We start from the raw sequence: 13,408 nt of genomic DNA, 5'->3' as shown, positions 1-13,408 counted from the left end.
GGAGGGCCGGGAAAATGCTTATGCGGCCGCGCAGCGATGTTCGGCGTGCCATACGGCCGCGCCCACCACGCCCAGCTCGCCATGTTCCACCCGCCACACCGGCACCTGCTCCAGCACCCGGCGCATCACGCCCTTGGCCAGGAAACGGGTGCGGAAGTGGCCATCGTCGAGGAAACGGGCCACGTGGCTGGAGATGCCGCCGGCCAGGTACACCGAGCGCGCCCCGAAGGTCACCGCCAGGTCACCGGCCAGGCTGCCCAGCCAACCGCAGAACACCTCCATCGTCTCGACCGCCAGCGCGTCGTCGCCCGCGTGCGCGGCCGCGATCAAGGCTTCCGGCGTGGTCCACTGCGGTTCCACCCCGCGAATGCCGCACAGGCAGGGATACAGGTTCATCAGGCCGCTGCCGGACAGGATGCGTTCGTTGTCCACGTGGTCCCAGCGCGCCAGCATCTGCTGCAGCACCTGCAGTTCCAGAGCGGTGCCGGCGCCGAGCGCGGCATGCCCGGCTTCGCTCGCCAGCACCGCGCGTGCACCGGCCTCGAAACGCAGTGCGCCGCCCAGCCCCGTGCCGGGGCCCAGCACCAGGGCGGGCCAGCGGTTGCCATCGGCCGGCTCGCCGTTCAACGCCACCAGGGTGTCCGCTGCCACGTGCGGAATCGCATAGGCGACGGCTTCGAAATCGTTGATGAGTTCCAGCGTGGCGAGCCCTGCGTCCCGACGCGTGTCCGCCACCGAGACCGGCCACGGCAGGTTGGTGTTGACCAGGTGGTCGCCTTCCAGCAACCCGGCAATGGCGACCACGGCGCTGGCCGGCGCCAGGTGCTGCGAGGCCCGGAACGCGGCGAGGATGGCCGCCAGGCTGGGGAACTCGGCGCAGGCAAAACGACGCAGGTTGCGGATGCGCGGCGCCTGGCCGGGCACCACGTCGGCCAGGGCGAGGCGTGCGTAGGTACCTCCGACATCGGCGACGATCAACGTGTCGCCTTGGGAACCCGCGCGCGGGTGGACCGGATGCGCGTCCGGGAACGGTATTGCAACGCTCACGCGCAGGCCTTGGGTGGATTCGATGTCATTGCCGGGATTTTCGGTGATCGTGTTGGCTTTGCAAAGCCGGGGTTTGCCGTACCTGGGCGTATTGCGGTGTGCGCCCTGGACCGTTACGGGTTGGCTACCTGCAGGCGGTAGGTGGTACTGGCCGTTGCCGTGGGGCCGTCAGCGTGGACCGCGCGGACGTCCACTTTGTGGGCGCCAGCGGCCAGATCCGTCGGCAGCGCGGCGCGCCAGAGGTGCGGCGAGGGCGTGGCTTCGGGCGAGCGGTCGAAACCGCGCAGGCGTTCGGCGGTGTCGTCGGCGACGTTCTCGACCACCAGGCGGGGGTCCGGCTGCTCCACCCGCTTCATGCTCTGCCACGCGCCATCGTCGACGCGATACTCCACGAGCGTGTCGGCCTGGCCCATGAACACGTTGGCGTACACGCCCCAGGCCGGGTAGGCGCCCTTGCGCAGCACCTTGGGCGCGTGCAGGGCGATCTGGTAATCATCCGGCGCGCGCGCCACGTAATAGCGCAGGCCGTACTCGCCACCCGGCTTCACCGAGAGCACTGCGTACCCGTTCGGGGTGCCGTCGCTCATGGTGGCATCTGGAATGCCGCTGCTGTCTTTCACGCCTGACCAGAACGCACCGCAGGCCGCGCCCACGTTGTACTCATGCAGCGGCTTGCTGCCCTGCCAGCCTTCGGCCGCACCGTGGTAGTAGTGCTGCTGGGTGTGGCTGTGCCCACTGAGGACCAGCACGTTCGGGAAATCCTTGAGCAGGGCGAACAGGCGCGCGCGGTCGGCGTGGCGGAAGGTCTCGCGGCCCGGCGCGGCATCGAACAGCGGAATGTGCATGCCCAGCACCAGCAGGCGGTCACGCGGCACGCTCTTGAGGTAGTTGGCCAGGAAGGTGAACTGGTCCGGGCGGAGGCCGCCGACGTACTTCGGCTTCGCCGGCGGGTCATACACCACGTCATCCAGGAACACGAAGCTGGCGCCGCCCTCCTCCACCGCGTAGGTGTCCGGGCCATAGACCGCGCGCCAGCTGTCCAGCGAATGGCGGTCATCGCCGGCATCCATGTCCAGGTCGTGGTTGCCCGGCACATGGAACCACGGCACCTGCAGCTGTGCGGTGGCCTTGTTGATCTGCGGGTACAGCGACAGATCGTCGTTGACGATGTCGCCCAGCGTGGTGCCCAGCCGCGCCGGATGCTTGCCGATGATCGGTTCGACGATGGCGCGATGGTAATAGCCCACGTCCTGGCGGCTGGCGGTCTGCGAATCGGTGAACGCCAGCATCTCGAAGCCGGCGCGTGCGGCGTCGGCGTCCTTGACCGGCTCCAGCGCGAAATCCCAGTTGCGTACATTGCCGCCGGTGGCGGCGATGCCGTCGTACTTCAACCGCGGCGACCCCTGTGGGGCGTAGTGCCGCCAGTAGCTGGGCATGCCGTTGGCCGCGACGGGGAAGCGGAATTCGTCGGGCTTGATCACGAACACGGTCTGGCCATCGCGCACCGGCAGGCTGTAGCTGCCGTCGGCGGCGGTGCGCACGATCTGCTCACTATTGGAGACCTGCACCCCTGCCAGCGCCGGGTCGGTCGGGCCGCGACCGGGCTTGCCGTCGCGCTCCTGGTAGACCTTGCCGGTCACGGTGGCCTCGCTGGCCCAGGCAGGTGCGGACATCAACAGCAGGCAGGCCAGCCAGGCAGCAGTGCGGGTCATCGAGGCGTTCCGTTGGAGGTGGGCGATTGTAAAGCCGCACATCATCCCCTGTGGCCCGTTTCAACGACGTTAAATGACGTGCTTCCCGCTCAACCGGCGTGGCGGGCCACCAGCACCCCCACCGCATCCTGCAGCGACAGCCCACGGGCGCGCAGCAGCACGGTGAGGTGGAACAGCAGGTCGGCCGATTCGCCCAGCAACGCTCCATCGTCCTGCACCACGCCAGCCAGTGCCGTCTCTACGCCCTCTTCGCCCACTTTCTGCGCGATCCGGCGCAGACCCTGCTCGAACAGGGTGGTGGTGTAGCTGTTGGCCGGGCGCTGCTGTTCGCGTTCGCGCACCAGCGCGTCGAGGCGACCGAGGAAATTGCCAGGCGCCTGGGCGAAGCAGCTTTCGCTGCCGGTATGGCAGGTCGGGCCAGCCGGGCGCGCGCTCACCAGCAGGGTGTCGCGGTCGCAGTCCACGCGCACGGCGACCACCGCCAGCACGTTGCCGGACGATTCGCCCTTGGTCCACAACCGCTGCTTGCTGCGGCTGTAGAAGGTCATGTGCCCGGTTTCCAGGGTCAGCGCCAGCGATTCGGCGTTGGCGTAGCCCAGCATCAGCACCGCGAGCGTGTCGGCGTCCTGCACCACCACGGGCAACAGCCCATCGCCCTTGGCCCAGTCCAGCTGTTCCAGCGAATCACGGGAGGGCAATACTTCAATAGACATCACGAACCTCGATCTGCTGCTCGCGCAGGAACTGCTTGAGCGCGGGAATGGCAATGGCGCCACTGTGGAACACGCTGGCGGCCAGGGCGCCGTCAACATCGGCCTGGTCGAACACATCGGCGAAGTGCTGCATGTCGCCGGCACCGCCGGAGGCGATCAGCGGCACGCTGCACAGCGCCCGCGCCTGGCGTAGCTGGGCCACGTCGTAGCCGCGGCGCACGCCGTCGCTGTCCATGCAGTTGAGCACGATCTCGCCGGCGCCACGGCGCTGGGCTTCCACCAGCCAGTCCAGGGTCCGCACCGGCACCGCCTGGGTCTTGTCCGGGTCGCCGCTGAAGCGGCGCACGCGCCACTCGCCATCAGGCTCGCGCACCGAATCGATGCCGACCACCACGCACTGCACGCCGAAAGCATCGGCCAGCTCTTCGATCAGCGCGGGGCGGCCCAGCGCCGGCGAGTTGATCGATATCTTGTCCGCGCCGGCATACAGCACGCGGCGGGCGGTCTCCACGTCGCTGATGCCACCCGCCACGCAGAACGGAATGTCGATCAGCCGCGCGATCCGCTCGATCCAGCCCACGTCCACCGCGCGCCCTTCCGGGCTGGCGCCGATGTCGTAGAACACCAGCTCGTCGGCGCCCTGGTCGCGGTAGCGCAGCGCCAGTTCGGCGATGTCGCCCATGTCCACGTGATCGCGGAAGCGCACGCCCTTGACCACGCGGCCATCGCGCACGTCCAGGCACGGAATCAGCCGGCGGCTCAACATGCCAGCGCCTCCTGCAGGGTCATGCGGCCTTCCAGCAGCGCCTTGCCGAGGATCGCCCCGCCGCAGCCGACGGCCTTTGCGTCGGCCACGTCTGCGCCACTGCGCACCCCGCCCGAGGCCTGCACCGCTACGCCAGGCAGCAGGTTGGAGAGATGACGGTAGAGGTCGATGTTGGGGCCGGACAGCATGCCGTCACGGGCGATATCGGTGCACAGCAGGTGGCGCATGCCGGCCTGCGCATAGCGCTGGGCCAGCTCGTCCAGAGTCACGTCGGCGGTTTCGGTCCAGCCATGGACCGGCAGCAGCCAGCGGCCGTCGTCGGCCTGGCGCGCGTCCAGTGCGATGGTCAGGCGGTCGGCGCCGAACGCCTGCAGCCAGCCGATCACGGTCTCCGGCTCGCGTACCGACACCGAGCCCACCACCACGCGCGCCGCGCCGGAATCCAGCAGCCGCGCCACATCGTCGCGGTGACGGATGCCGCCACCGGTCTGCACCTTCAGGCCACTTTCGCTGGCAATTGCGCTGAGCAGCGGGGCCAGGGTGTAGCCGCCGGCACGCGCGGCGTCCAGGTCGACCAGGTGCATCCAGCTCGCACCCGCTGCAGCGAACGCCTTCGCGCGCGGCAGCGGATCGTCGCCGTAGGTGGTCTGCTGGGCGTAGTCGCCCTGCAGCAGGCGCACCACGCGCCCCTCACGGATGTCCAACGCGGGATAGACGGTGAAACTCATGCGGGTTCGTTCTCGAGGAAGTTGCGCAGGATCCGCGCGCCGGTGGCGGCGGAACGCTCGGGGTGGAACTGCGCGCCACTGTGGCGGCCGCGCTGCACCACTGCCGCGAACAGGCCGCCGTGGTCGCAGGCGGCCACGGTGTGTTCGTTCAAGGGGGCGGCATAGCTGTGCACGAAGTAGGCGCTGGCGCGGTCGGCCACGCCGTCCATCAACGCGGCCTGGCGCAGCGGGAGCAGCCGGTTCCAGCCCATGTGCGGGACGCGGATGCCGGTGGCCGGGTGCAGGTGACGGACCACGCCCGGCAGCAGGCCCAGGCATTCCACGTTGCCCTCTTCGGAGTGTTCAAACAGCAGCTGCATGCCCAGGCAGATGCCCAGCAGTGGCACCTGCAGCTCACGCAGCGGCTGCACCAGGTCCTGCGCATGCAGGCGTGCCATGCCGTGCGGCGCCGCGCCCACGCCGGGCAGGATCACCCGCGTTGCGCCGCGCAGGCCCGCCGCATCGCGCACCAGTTGCACGCGTGCCCCCAGTCGCTCCAGTGCGTAGCGCACCGAGCCGAGATTGGCGCCGCCGGCATCGATGAGGGCAACGTCGGTCACAGCGCCCCCTTGGTGCTGGGCAGCGCCGTGCCCTGCCGTGGCAGCGCCTGGCGCAGTGCGCGGGCCAGCGCCTTGAAGCAGGCTTCCACCTTGTGGTGGTCGTTGTCGCCGCGCACGCTCAGGTGCAGGTTCAGGCCCGAGGCATCGCACAGCGAGCGGAAGAAGTGCGGCACCAGCTCGGTCGGCATGTCGCCCACGCGCTCGCGTTTGAACTCGCCTTCGAACACGAAGTATGGGCGGCCGCTGAAGTCCAGCGCGGCGCTGGCCAGGGTTTCGTCCATCGGCAGGGTGAAGCCGTAGCGGCCGATCCCGCGCTTGTCGCCCAGTGCTTCGCGCAGGGCCTGGCCCAGCGCCAGCCCGGTATCTTCGATGGTGTGGTGCTCGTCGATGTGCAGGTCGCCTTCGGCCTGCACGCTCAATGCAAAACCGCCGTGCTTGCCGATCTGCTCCAGCATGTGGTCGAAGAACGGCAGCCCGGTGTGCGTCTGCGGTTCGGCGGTGCGGTCCAGGTCGACCTCGACCCGGATGCGGGTTTCCTTGGTGTTGCGCTGTACGGTGGCGCGGCGTGGCGCATCGGCAAGTTCATGGGCGATGCCGTTCCAGTCCCACTCACCACCAAACTGTGCGGTGCGCAGCTGGAAGCCACGAATGTTCATGTTCTGCGCGAACTGGATATCGGTCGGGCGGTCACCGACCATGGCCGAGCGCGCCCAGTCGATGCTGCGGTCCTGCAGGTACGGCAACATCATGCCGATGCCGGGCTTGCGCGTGGGCGCGTTGTCGTGCGGCCAGGTGCCATCGATCAAGACGTCACGGAACACGATGCCTTGGCTGGCGAAGATCTGCAGCATCAGGTCGTTGGGGCCGTCGAAGGAGGCCTGCGGATAGCCTTCGCTGCCCAGCCCGTCCTGGTTGCTGACGATCACGAACTGGTAGCCGGCATCGCGCAGCTTCAGCATCGCGGGGATCACATCGCGCACGAAGCGGATCTTTTCGTACGCGTCGATCTGGAAATCGGCGGGCTCTTCGATCAGGGTGCCGTCGCGGTCGACGAACAGGATGGGGGTCATGCGGCGGCCCTCCGGGCGCTGAGTACCTGGAGCACGCGGTCGTTCTCCTCCGGGCTGCCAACGGTGATGCGCAGTGCATCGTGCAGTTGCGGCGCGGCGCGTTGGTCGCGCACCACCACGCCAGCGGCGAGCAGCGCGTCGAACGCGGCCTGGGCGTCACTGAACCGCACCAGCAGGTAGTTGCCCTGCGAGGGGTACACGCGGACCACGCCGGCAGCCTGCTGCAGGGCCGCCGCCAGGCGGCCACGTTCGGCCTTGATCTGGGCCACGCGGGACGCGGTGACCTCAAGCGCGGCCGGTTCCAGCGCGGCCAGGGCCAGTGCAGTGCACGGCGCGGGCACCGGGTACGGGGCCTGGCAACGGCGCAGCGTCTGGATCAACGCGGGGGCGGCGATCAGGCTGCCGATCCGCGCGGCGGCCAGGGCGTGGGCCTTGGACAAGGTGCGCAGCACCGCTACGTTGTCACGGTGCGCCAGCAGGCTGGTGGCCGATGCCTGCTCCGCGTACTCGCCGTAGGCCTCATCCACCACCACCAGTGCCCTGCCCTGCAGCGCCCGGGCAACGCGTTCGATGTCGTCCAGCGAGATCGTGCTGCCGGCCGGGTTCGACGGCGTGCACAGGAACACCAGCTTGGCATTGCCTGCCAGGGCGGCGGCGATGATGGCGTCGATATCCGCCTCCAACGCATCCCCGGCATCCCGCAGCGGCACTTCCAGCAGCGGTGCATTCTGCAGGCGCGCGCACACCGCATACATGCCAAACACCGGCGGGGTCACCAGCACGGCGTCGCGGCCGGGTTCGCACAGTGCGCGCACCAGCAGGTCGATGGCTTCATCGCTGCCACGGCCGATCAGCAGTTGGTCGGCGGAGCAGCCGTACAGCGCGGCCAGCCGCGCGCGCAGCGCTTCGGGTTGCGGTTCGGGGTAGCGGCGGGCGATGCCCTGCGCGTCGGCAGGATTGGCCCAGGCCGATTCATTGGCGTTGAGCCATACGTCGCCCACCAGCGCGCTGCTGCGCGCCGAGGAATATCCGGCGAACGCGCGCAGGTCGCTGCGCACCAGGTCGAGCACGGTACCGGCGCTCATGCGGCCGTCTCCATGCGCAGTGCCACCGCGTTCTCGTGCGCGTCCAGCCCTTCGGCACGCGCCAGCACGCGCGCGCAGTTGCCGATGGCGGCGATGCCCTGTGCGGTGGCGGCCTGCACGCTGATCATGTTCTGGAAGCTGGCAACGCTCACCCCGCTGTAGGCACGCGCGGCGCCGGCGGTGGGCAGCACGTGGTTGGTGCCGCTGCAGTAATCGCCCAGCGCTTCGGGGGTGTAATCGCCCAGGAACACCGAACCGGCCGCTTCCACCTGCGCCAGCCAGTCGCGCGGTTCGCGCAGCGCCAGGATCAGGTGCTCGGGGGCGTAGCGGTTGCTGATCTGGAAGGCCTGCACCAGCGAATCGACCAGGATCAGGCGCGAGGACTGCAATGCCTGCGCGGCGATGTCGGCGCGCGAGAGCTGCGCCAACTGTGCCTGCACCTGCGCCTCGACCCTGGCCAGCATGTCGGCATCATCGGTAAGCAGCAGCACCTGCGAATCGGGGCCGTGTTCGGCCTGCGATAGCAGATCGGCGGCGACGAAGGCGGGGTTGGCGCCGGCATCGGCGATCACCAGGACTTCGGAAGGGCCGGCCGGCATGTCGATCGCCGCCGCGCCATCCTGGGCGACCTGCTGCTTGGCTTCGGTCACGTAGCTGTTGCCCGGGCCATACAGCTTGTCGCAGGCAGGTACGCTGGCCGTTCCGTAGGCCATGGCGGCAATCGCCTGCGCACCGCCCAGCTTGAACACGCGGTGCACGCCGGTCAGGCGCGCGGCGACCAGCACGGCCGGATCGGCGCTTCCATCTCGGCGTGGCGGGGTGCACAGCACCACTTCACGGCAACCGGCCAGCTGCGCCGGCACGCCGAGCATCAACGCGGTGGACGGCAGCGGCGCGCTGCCCGCCGGAACGTACAGGCCGACGCGGCCAATCGGCCGCACCATGCGTTCGCAGCGCACGCCCGGCGCGGTTTCCACCGCATAACCCTGGCTCATCCCGGCCTTGTGGAACAGGCGGATGCGCTCGGCGGCCTCGGTCATCGCCTGGCGCAGCTCGACCGGTACCGCACGCTCGGCGGCGGCGAACTCCTCATCATTTACTTCAAACGAGGCCGGGGCCACGCCGTCGAAACGCAGGCTGATTTCGCGCAGGGCGGCATCACCATCGTCACGCACCGCCGCGATCAGCGCGGCCACCGATTCGCGGGTACGCGCGGCCACGGCCTGCACCGGACGCTGCAGCGCCTGTGCCTGTTCGCTGTCGCTCAACTGGGACCATTGCAGACGATTCATGCCAGCGACCGCTCCACGCTCAATACCATCAACCCCTGGGCGCCTGCGCGCTCCAGCTCTTCCAACCGCTGCCAGGTCAATGCGCCGTGGCACATGGTCTGCAAACGCAGGTGGCCGCCATCATCGGGCAACTGCACCAGCGGGTCGGCATCGGGCAACAGGCGGGCCAGTTCAGACACGCGGTCCAGTTCGGCGCGGAACATCAGCAGCTTGCTGTCCTGCAGCTTCACCACGCCGTCGAGGCGGCGCAGCAGCATGGCCATCAGGCCAGCGCGGGCATCGTCTGGGGTTTTCACCGGGCCGGCCAGCACGGCTTCGCTTTCCAGCAGCGTTTCCACCGGCTTGAGCTGGTTGGCGGCCAAAGTGGCGCCGCTGGAGACAAGGTCGCAGATCAGGTCGGCGGTGCCCAGCCGCGGAGCGATCTCCACCGAACCGGACAGCTCCACCACCTGGGCATCCACGCCGCGCTCGGCCAGCCAGTCGGCCAGGATCGCGGGGTAGCTGGTGGCGATGCGCTTGCCGGCCAGCTGCTGCACGCCCTGCCAGTCCCATTCCTCGGGCACGGCCAGCATCAGCCGGCACTGGCCGAAGTTCAGGCCGCGCAGCGCCTGGTAGGCATCGGGCAGGCCGACGCGGCGGCGCGCGGCGCCCTGCTCGTCCAGTTCATTGCGGCCGACGATGCCGAAATCGCAGACGCCGTCGGCGATCAGGCCGGGGATGTCGTCATCGCGCACCAGCAGCAGGTCCACCGGCAGCGATTCGCCGTAGCAGAACAGCTTGTCGCGGCTCTGCCGCCAGCTCAGCCCGCAGGCGGTCAACAGGCTGCGCGCCGGTTCGGCCAGGCGCCCGCTCTTCTGGATGGCAATACGCAGCCGGTCACGTGCCGGGGCGGTCTGGGTTGCACTCATGGGGGAGGTCTCTACTCGGATTCGGGGGCTGCAGGCGTGGCGGTCGCGGCAATGGCGGCGGCATAGCCGCCGTGGCCATGGTCCAGCGAGCGCGCCACGCGCCCGGTGGTGGTCACGCTGACACCGGTCAATTCATGGATTTCGCGATACGGCACGCCCTGCCGCAGCAGCGGCACTACCTTCCAGCGGTCGGACAGCGCCTCCAACTCGGCCGGGGTGCACAGGTCGCGCAGGAACGCAGTCACCTGCCCGGCGCTGGACAGGCCGGCAAAGGCGCCAGCCAGGCTGTCCAGGTCGGCCTGGGGATCTTTCTCACGGGGAACAGGGCGGATTTTCATCGTATCAATGTAATAGCGTGCTATTACATTAGCGCAAAAGCGGGCTGGTGCCAAATCGGCTTCCACTCCCCGTTTCCTCCGTTCAGGTTAAGGCCACCGTTCCAGCGGGGATCGAGCTACCCGATCCGTCGCCGGGCGGTGCCCGGCTGGTGATGGATCTGCGCGAACAGCTGGCGGCCCTTGCATGGCCCGGGCTGGGCCGGCGGGTGCGGGTATGCGGGACACGCCGTGAACCCGTCCATGGGGGCTCGTAGAAAACATCCATGTTTTCTACGGTCCCGCATACCCGCCCCCGCCGTCCCTCGACGGTGTGCTGGTGGCCATGGAACGTCAAAGGCCGGGTTCGATGTTTTTTCATGCGTTACCGGGCGTTGAGTTGTTCCGTGCGGCCGTCTGGAAACCGACCCTGCCGCTGCTATCCATGACGTCCGCAGCGGTAGGGTCGGTCGTAAGACGACTGCCAGGAAACCATCCACATGCGATAACGCATGACCCGGAAACGAAGACGCTTTCGCTGTTACCCCTGGCCACCAGCCACCCGTCGAAGGTGGGACGGGGCGGGTTTGCGGGACTGTCAAAAACATGGATGTTTTTGCCAAGCCTCCAAGGACGGATTCACGGCGTGTCCCGCAAACCCGCACCGTCCCGCCAAACCAGGGATAGCGTGCAAACAGGCTGTTCGGCTGGATGCATGGAAGCACCGGGCAACGCCCGGTGCACAGTGAAATCCCGCAATCAGACACCCAGAAACAACAACGGCACCCGAAGGTGCCGTTGTTGTCATCAGGCAGTAGCGAACGTCACGCCATCGCGCGCGTCTGCTCCAGCTCCACCTGCAATGCACTAGCCAGCTCGTCGCGGGCAACCTCGAACTGCTGCTCGCGCAGCAGATCCTTCACCGCCACCACGCCGCGCGCCAGCTCGTCTTCACCGGCCAGCACCACGAAGCGGATGCCTGCCTTGGCCGCGTACTGGAACTGCTTGCCGATCTTCTTCGGCTCCATCTGCACTTCAGCGTTGATCCCGCCCACGCGCAGGCGACGGGCGATATCCAGCGAATCGGCCAGGCCGTTGTCGTCCATCAGCGCCACCAGCGCGTGCACGCTGCTGTCTTCGATGCCCGCGATCAGCCCCGCCTCGCGCAGCTGCCAGAACAGGCGGGTCAGGCCGATGGAAATGCCCACGCCCGGCAGCTTGGACTTGCTGTAGTGGCTGGCCAGGTCTTCGTAACGGCCGCCCGAACAGATCGACCCGATCTGCGGGTGGTCGGTCAGCGTGGTTTCGTACACCGTGCCGGTGTAGTAATCCAGGCCGCGGGCGATCGAGAAGTTCAGGCAGTACGCGGTTTCCGGCACGCCCAGCGCCTTCACCAGCTGCAGCACCTCGCGCAGCTCGGCCACACCGAGTTTCAGCGTCTCGCTCGCAGTGCCGTCGGCGATCAGCGCGTCCAGCTGCGCCAGCGCGTCAGCGTGGCTGCTCGAGCGCACCGCCACGAACGCCAGGATCCGGTCCACCTGTTCGGCCGGAATCGCAAAGCCTTCGCCGGTCAGCGTTTCGCGCACGTAATCCGGGCCGCGCTTGTCGAGCTTGTCGACCTCGCGCAGCACCGCCATCTGGCGCTCGCCGTCGGCCACGCCCAGGCTTTCGAAGAAACCGCGCATCAGCTTGCGGTTGTTCAGCTGGACCGAGAAATCACCGATGCGCAGCTCCGCGAACACCGCATGGATGACCGCCAGCACTTCGGCGTCATAGCGGGTGCTCAGGCTGTCCTTGCCGATCACGTCGATGTCGCACTGGTAGAACTCGCGGAACCGGCCGCGCTGGGCGCGCTCGCCGCGGTACACCCGCTGCATCTGGTAACGGCGGAAGGGGAAGGTCAGGTCGTGTTCGTGCTCGGCCACGTAGCGCGCCAGCGGCACGGTCAGGTCGAAGCGCAGCGCCAGCTCCGGCAGGCTCTTGTCACCCGCTTCGGCCGCGTTGGCCAGCGCGCCGGTCGACTGCACGAAATACACCTGGCGCTCGGTCTCGCCACCGGACTTGGTCAGCAGCACGTCGGACAGCTCGAACACCGGGGTCTCCACCGGCAGGAACCCGAACCGCTCGTAATTGCGGCGGATGACGTCCAGCATGCGCTGGAACGCGATCTGCTCGCGCGGCAGCAGTTCCATGATGCCGGGCGGCGTACGGGGCTTGATCACTTGCGGGACTCCTGCGGGGGAACTTGGGGGAAGAGCGAGCTGCATATTCTAGCCGCAGCCGGGCCGCGCGGCCGTCATCGGCCGCGTCGAACTTGGCCAACGGCCGCATGACGTATCATAGGCAGGCCCCGCTCCCTGGTTCGACATGACCCGGCCCCACTCCGGAACCGCCGTTGCCGCTGTAGAAGATCCCGCACCGGGCTGCTCGCCGCTGCGTGACTGCCTGCACTGCTCGGTGCGCCACCTGGCCGTGTGTTCGGCGCTGTCGCCCGATGAAGTCCAGGCCCTGGAACGGGTCACGGTGTCGCAGCCGCTGCCGCTGGGGGCCACCCTGGTCCGCGCTGGCGAGGCCCGCCAACATGTCTATACCTTGACCGAAGGCGCGCTGCGGCTGGTCCGCACCCTGGCAGATGGCCGCCGCCAGGTCAGCGGATTCGTGCTGCCCGGTGATTATCTCGGGCTGACCGGCAGCGACCATCACCGCTACGACATCGAAGCCATTGCCGACAGCCGGGTCTGCCGCGTGGGCCTGGCCCCGATGAAGGACCTGCGCGCACGCTATCCGCACCTGGAGCGCAAGCTGCTGCAGCGCGCCTGCCAGGCGCTGGACGAAGCAGCCGATGCCGCGCTGGCGCTGGGCCGCCTGCAGCCCGCCGAAAAGCTGGCTGATTTCCTGCTGCGGCTGGCCGCGCGTGAAGCGCGGCTGGGCGGGGATGGGTTGCGGGTGATCTTGCCGATGGGGCGCAGCGACATTGCCGACCATCTTGGCCTGACCATGGAAACGGTGAGCCGCACATTCACCAAGCTCCGGCAGCAGGGCTTGATTGCCCTGCCCCACCTGAACACCGTCGAGATTCTGGATGAGGCCGGGTTGCAGGTGCTGTGCGGGGGCTGAGGGGTAGCTTCGGTCACCTTTAAACTCCGGCTGGGTGTGCATCAGCCGAAACAGTGC

The 13,408-nt window shown here is 68.4% G+C and carries 13 protein-coding genes; 1 reads left to right on the top strand and 12 read right to left on the bottom strand.

What is annotated here, in order from left to right; genetic code table 11:
- Positions 1-18: 18 nt before the first annotated feature.
- The 12 genes from SOM39_RS13170 to hisS form a co-directional block, all read right to left on the bottom strand.
- The gene (locus SOM39_RS13170; protein ID WP_320458696.1) at positions 19-1,035 is read right to left on the bottom strand and encodes a glucokinase; all 1,017 of its coding nucleotides are present in this window, start codon (positions 1,033-1,035) and stop codon (positions 19-21) included.
- A 125-nt stretch (positions 1,036-1,160) separates the two neighbouring features.
- Positions 1,161-2,759, bottom strand: coding sequence for a calcineurin-like phosphoesterase family protein (locus SOM39_RS13165; protein ID WP_320458570.1), 1,599 nt, complete (start codon positions 2,757-2,759; stop codon positions 1,161-1,163).
- 89 nt (positions 2,760-2,848) lie between these two features.
- The gene (hisIE, locus tag SOM39_RS13160) at positions 2,849-3,472 is read right to left on the bottom strand and encodes a bifunctional phosphoribosyl-AMP cyclohydrolase/phosphoribosyl-ATP diphosphatase HisIE (protein WP_320458569.1); all 624 of its coding nucleotides are present in this window, start codon (positions 3,470-3,472) and stop codon (positions 2,849-2,851) included.
- A complete protein-coding gene (hisF, locus tag SOM39_RS13155) occupies positions 3,462-4,238 on the bottom strand; it encodes an imidazole glycerol phosphate synthase subunit HisF (RefSeq protein WP_093534485.1) in 777 nt (258 codons plus the stop codon). The genes hisIE and hisF overlap by 11 nt, the downstream gene beginning before the upstream one ends.
- Entirely contained in the window at positions 4,232-4,966 is a 735-nt protein-coding gene (gene hisA, locus SOM39_RS13150; protein WP_320458568.1) for a 1-(5-phosphoribosyl)-5-[(5-phosphoribosylamino)methylideneamino]imidazole-4-carboxamide isomerase, read from the bottom strand. Before hisA ends, hisF begins: the two co-directional genes overlap by 7 nt.
- Positions 4,963-5,565: an imidazole glycerol phosphate synthase subunit HisH gene (hisH, locus tag SOM39_RS13145; RefSeq protein ID WP_320458567.1), complete on the bottom strand. Its 603-nt coding sequence runs from the start codon at positions 5,563-5,565 to the stop codon at positions 4,963-4,965. Before hisH ends, hisA begins: the two co-directional genes overlap by 4 nt.
- The gene (gene hisB, locus SOM39_RS13140; protein ID WP_184123782.1) at positions 5,562-6,635 is read right to left on the bottom strand and encodes a bifunctional histidinol-phosphatase/imidazoleglycerol-phosphate dehydratase HisB; all 1,074 of its coding nucleotides are present in this window, start codon (positions 6,633-6,635) and stop codon (positions 5,562-5,564) included. The genes hisH and hisB overlap by 4 nt, the downstream gene beginning before the upstream one ends.
- Positions 6,632-7,720, bottom strand: coding sequence for a histidinol-phosphate transaminase (hisC, locus tag SOM39_RS13135; protein WP_320458566.1), 1,089 nt, complete (start codon positions 7,718-7,720; stop codon positions 6,632-6,634). Before hisC ends, hisB begins: the two co-directional genes overlap by 4 nt.
- Complete coding sequence (hisD, locus tag SOM39_RS13130; RefSeq protein ID WP_320458565.1) at positions 7,717-9,012, bottom strand: histidinol dehydrogenase; 1,296 nt, start codon at positions 9,010-9,012, stop codon at positions 7,717-7,719. Before hisD ends, hisC begins: the two co-directional genes overlap by 4 nt.
- Positions 9,009-9,920, bottom strand: a complete 912-nt coding sequence (gene hisG / locus SOM39_RS13125; protein WP_217538852.1) for an ATP phosphoribosyltransferase — start codon at positions 9,918-9,920, stop codon at positions 9,009-9,011. The genes hisD and hisG overlap by 4 nt, the downstream gene beginning before the upstream one ends.
- An 11-nt stretch (positions 9,921-9,931) precedes the next feature.
- Positions 9,932-10,258 carry a YerC/YecD family TrpR-related protein gene (locus SOM39_RS13120; protein ID WP_068851414.1) on the bottom strand — a complete coding sequence of 109 codons (327 nt, stop codon included), beginning with the start codon at positions 10,256-10,258 and terminating at the stop codon, positions 9,932-9,934.
- An 800-nt stretch (positions 10,259-11,058) separates the two neighbouring features.
- Entirely contained in the window at positions 11,059-12,456 is a 1,398-nt protein-coding gene (gene hisS / locus SOM39_RS13115) for a histidine--tRNA ligase (protein ID WP_320458564.1), read from the bottom strand.
- Positions 12,457-12,601: 145 nt separating this feature from the next.
- Between hisS and SOM39_RS13110 the strand changes: the two genes are divergently transcribed.
- A complete protein-coding gene (locus SOM39_RS13110; RefSeq protein WP_068851409.1) occupies positions 12,602-13,351 on the top strand; it encodes a Crp/Fnr family transcriptional regulator in 750 nt (249 codons plus the stop codon).
- The last annotated feature ends 57 nt before the right edge of the window (positions 13,352-13,408 follow it).

The organism is Stenotrophomonas sp. CFBP8994 (assembly GCF_034044835.1).
GTDB classification, from domain to species: domain Bacteria; phylum Pseudomonadota; class Gammaproteobacteria; order Xanthomonadales; family Xanthomonadaceae; genus Stenotrophomonas; species Stenotrophomonas rhizophila_A.
This window is presented reverse-complemented; position numbering and strand designations above follow the sequence as displayed.

Bases quoted from the DNA above. Each gene is read 5' to 3' on its own strand.
- SOM39_RS13165 (WP_320458570.1), bottom strand. From the start codon at position 2,759: ATGACCCGCACTGCTGCCTGGCTGGCCTGCCTGCTGTTGATGTCCGCA.
- hisIE (WP_320458569.1), bottom strand. From the start codon at position 3,472: ATGTCTATTGAAGTATTGCCCTCCCGTGATTCGCTGGAACAGCTGGAC.
- hisF (WP_093534485.1), bottom strand. From the start codon at position 4,238: ATGTTGAGCCGCCGGCTGATTCCGTGCCTGGACGTGCGCGATGGCCGC.
- hisA (WP_320458568.1), bottom strand. From the start codon at position 4,966: ATGAGTTTCACCGTCTATCCCGCGTTGGACATCCGTGAGGGGCGCGTG.
- hisB (WP_184123782.1), bottom strand. From the start codon at position 6,635: ATGACCCCCATCCTGTTCGTCGACCGCGACGGCACCCTGATCGAAGAG.
- hisC (WP_320458566.1), bottom strand. From the start codon at position 7,720: ATGAGCGCCGGTACCGTGCTCGACCTGGTGCGCAGCGACCTGCGCGCG.
- hisD (WP_320458565.1), bottom strand. From the start codon at position 9,012: ATGAATCGTCTGCAATGGTCCCAGTTGAGCGACAGCGAACAGGCACAG.
- hisG (WP_217538852.1), bottom strand. From the start codon at position 9,920: ATGAGTGCAACCCAGACCGCCCCGGCACGTGACCGGCTGCGTATTGCC.
- SOM39_RS13120 (WP_068851414.1), bottom strand. From the start codon at position 10,258: ATGAAAATCCGCCCTGTTCCCCGTGAGAAAGATCCCCAGGCCGACCTG.
- SOM39_RS13110 (WP_068851409.1), top strand. From the start codon at position 12,602: ATGACCCGGCCCCACTCCGGAACCGCCGTTGCCGCTGTAGAAGATCCC.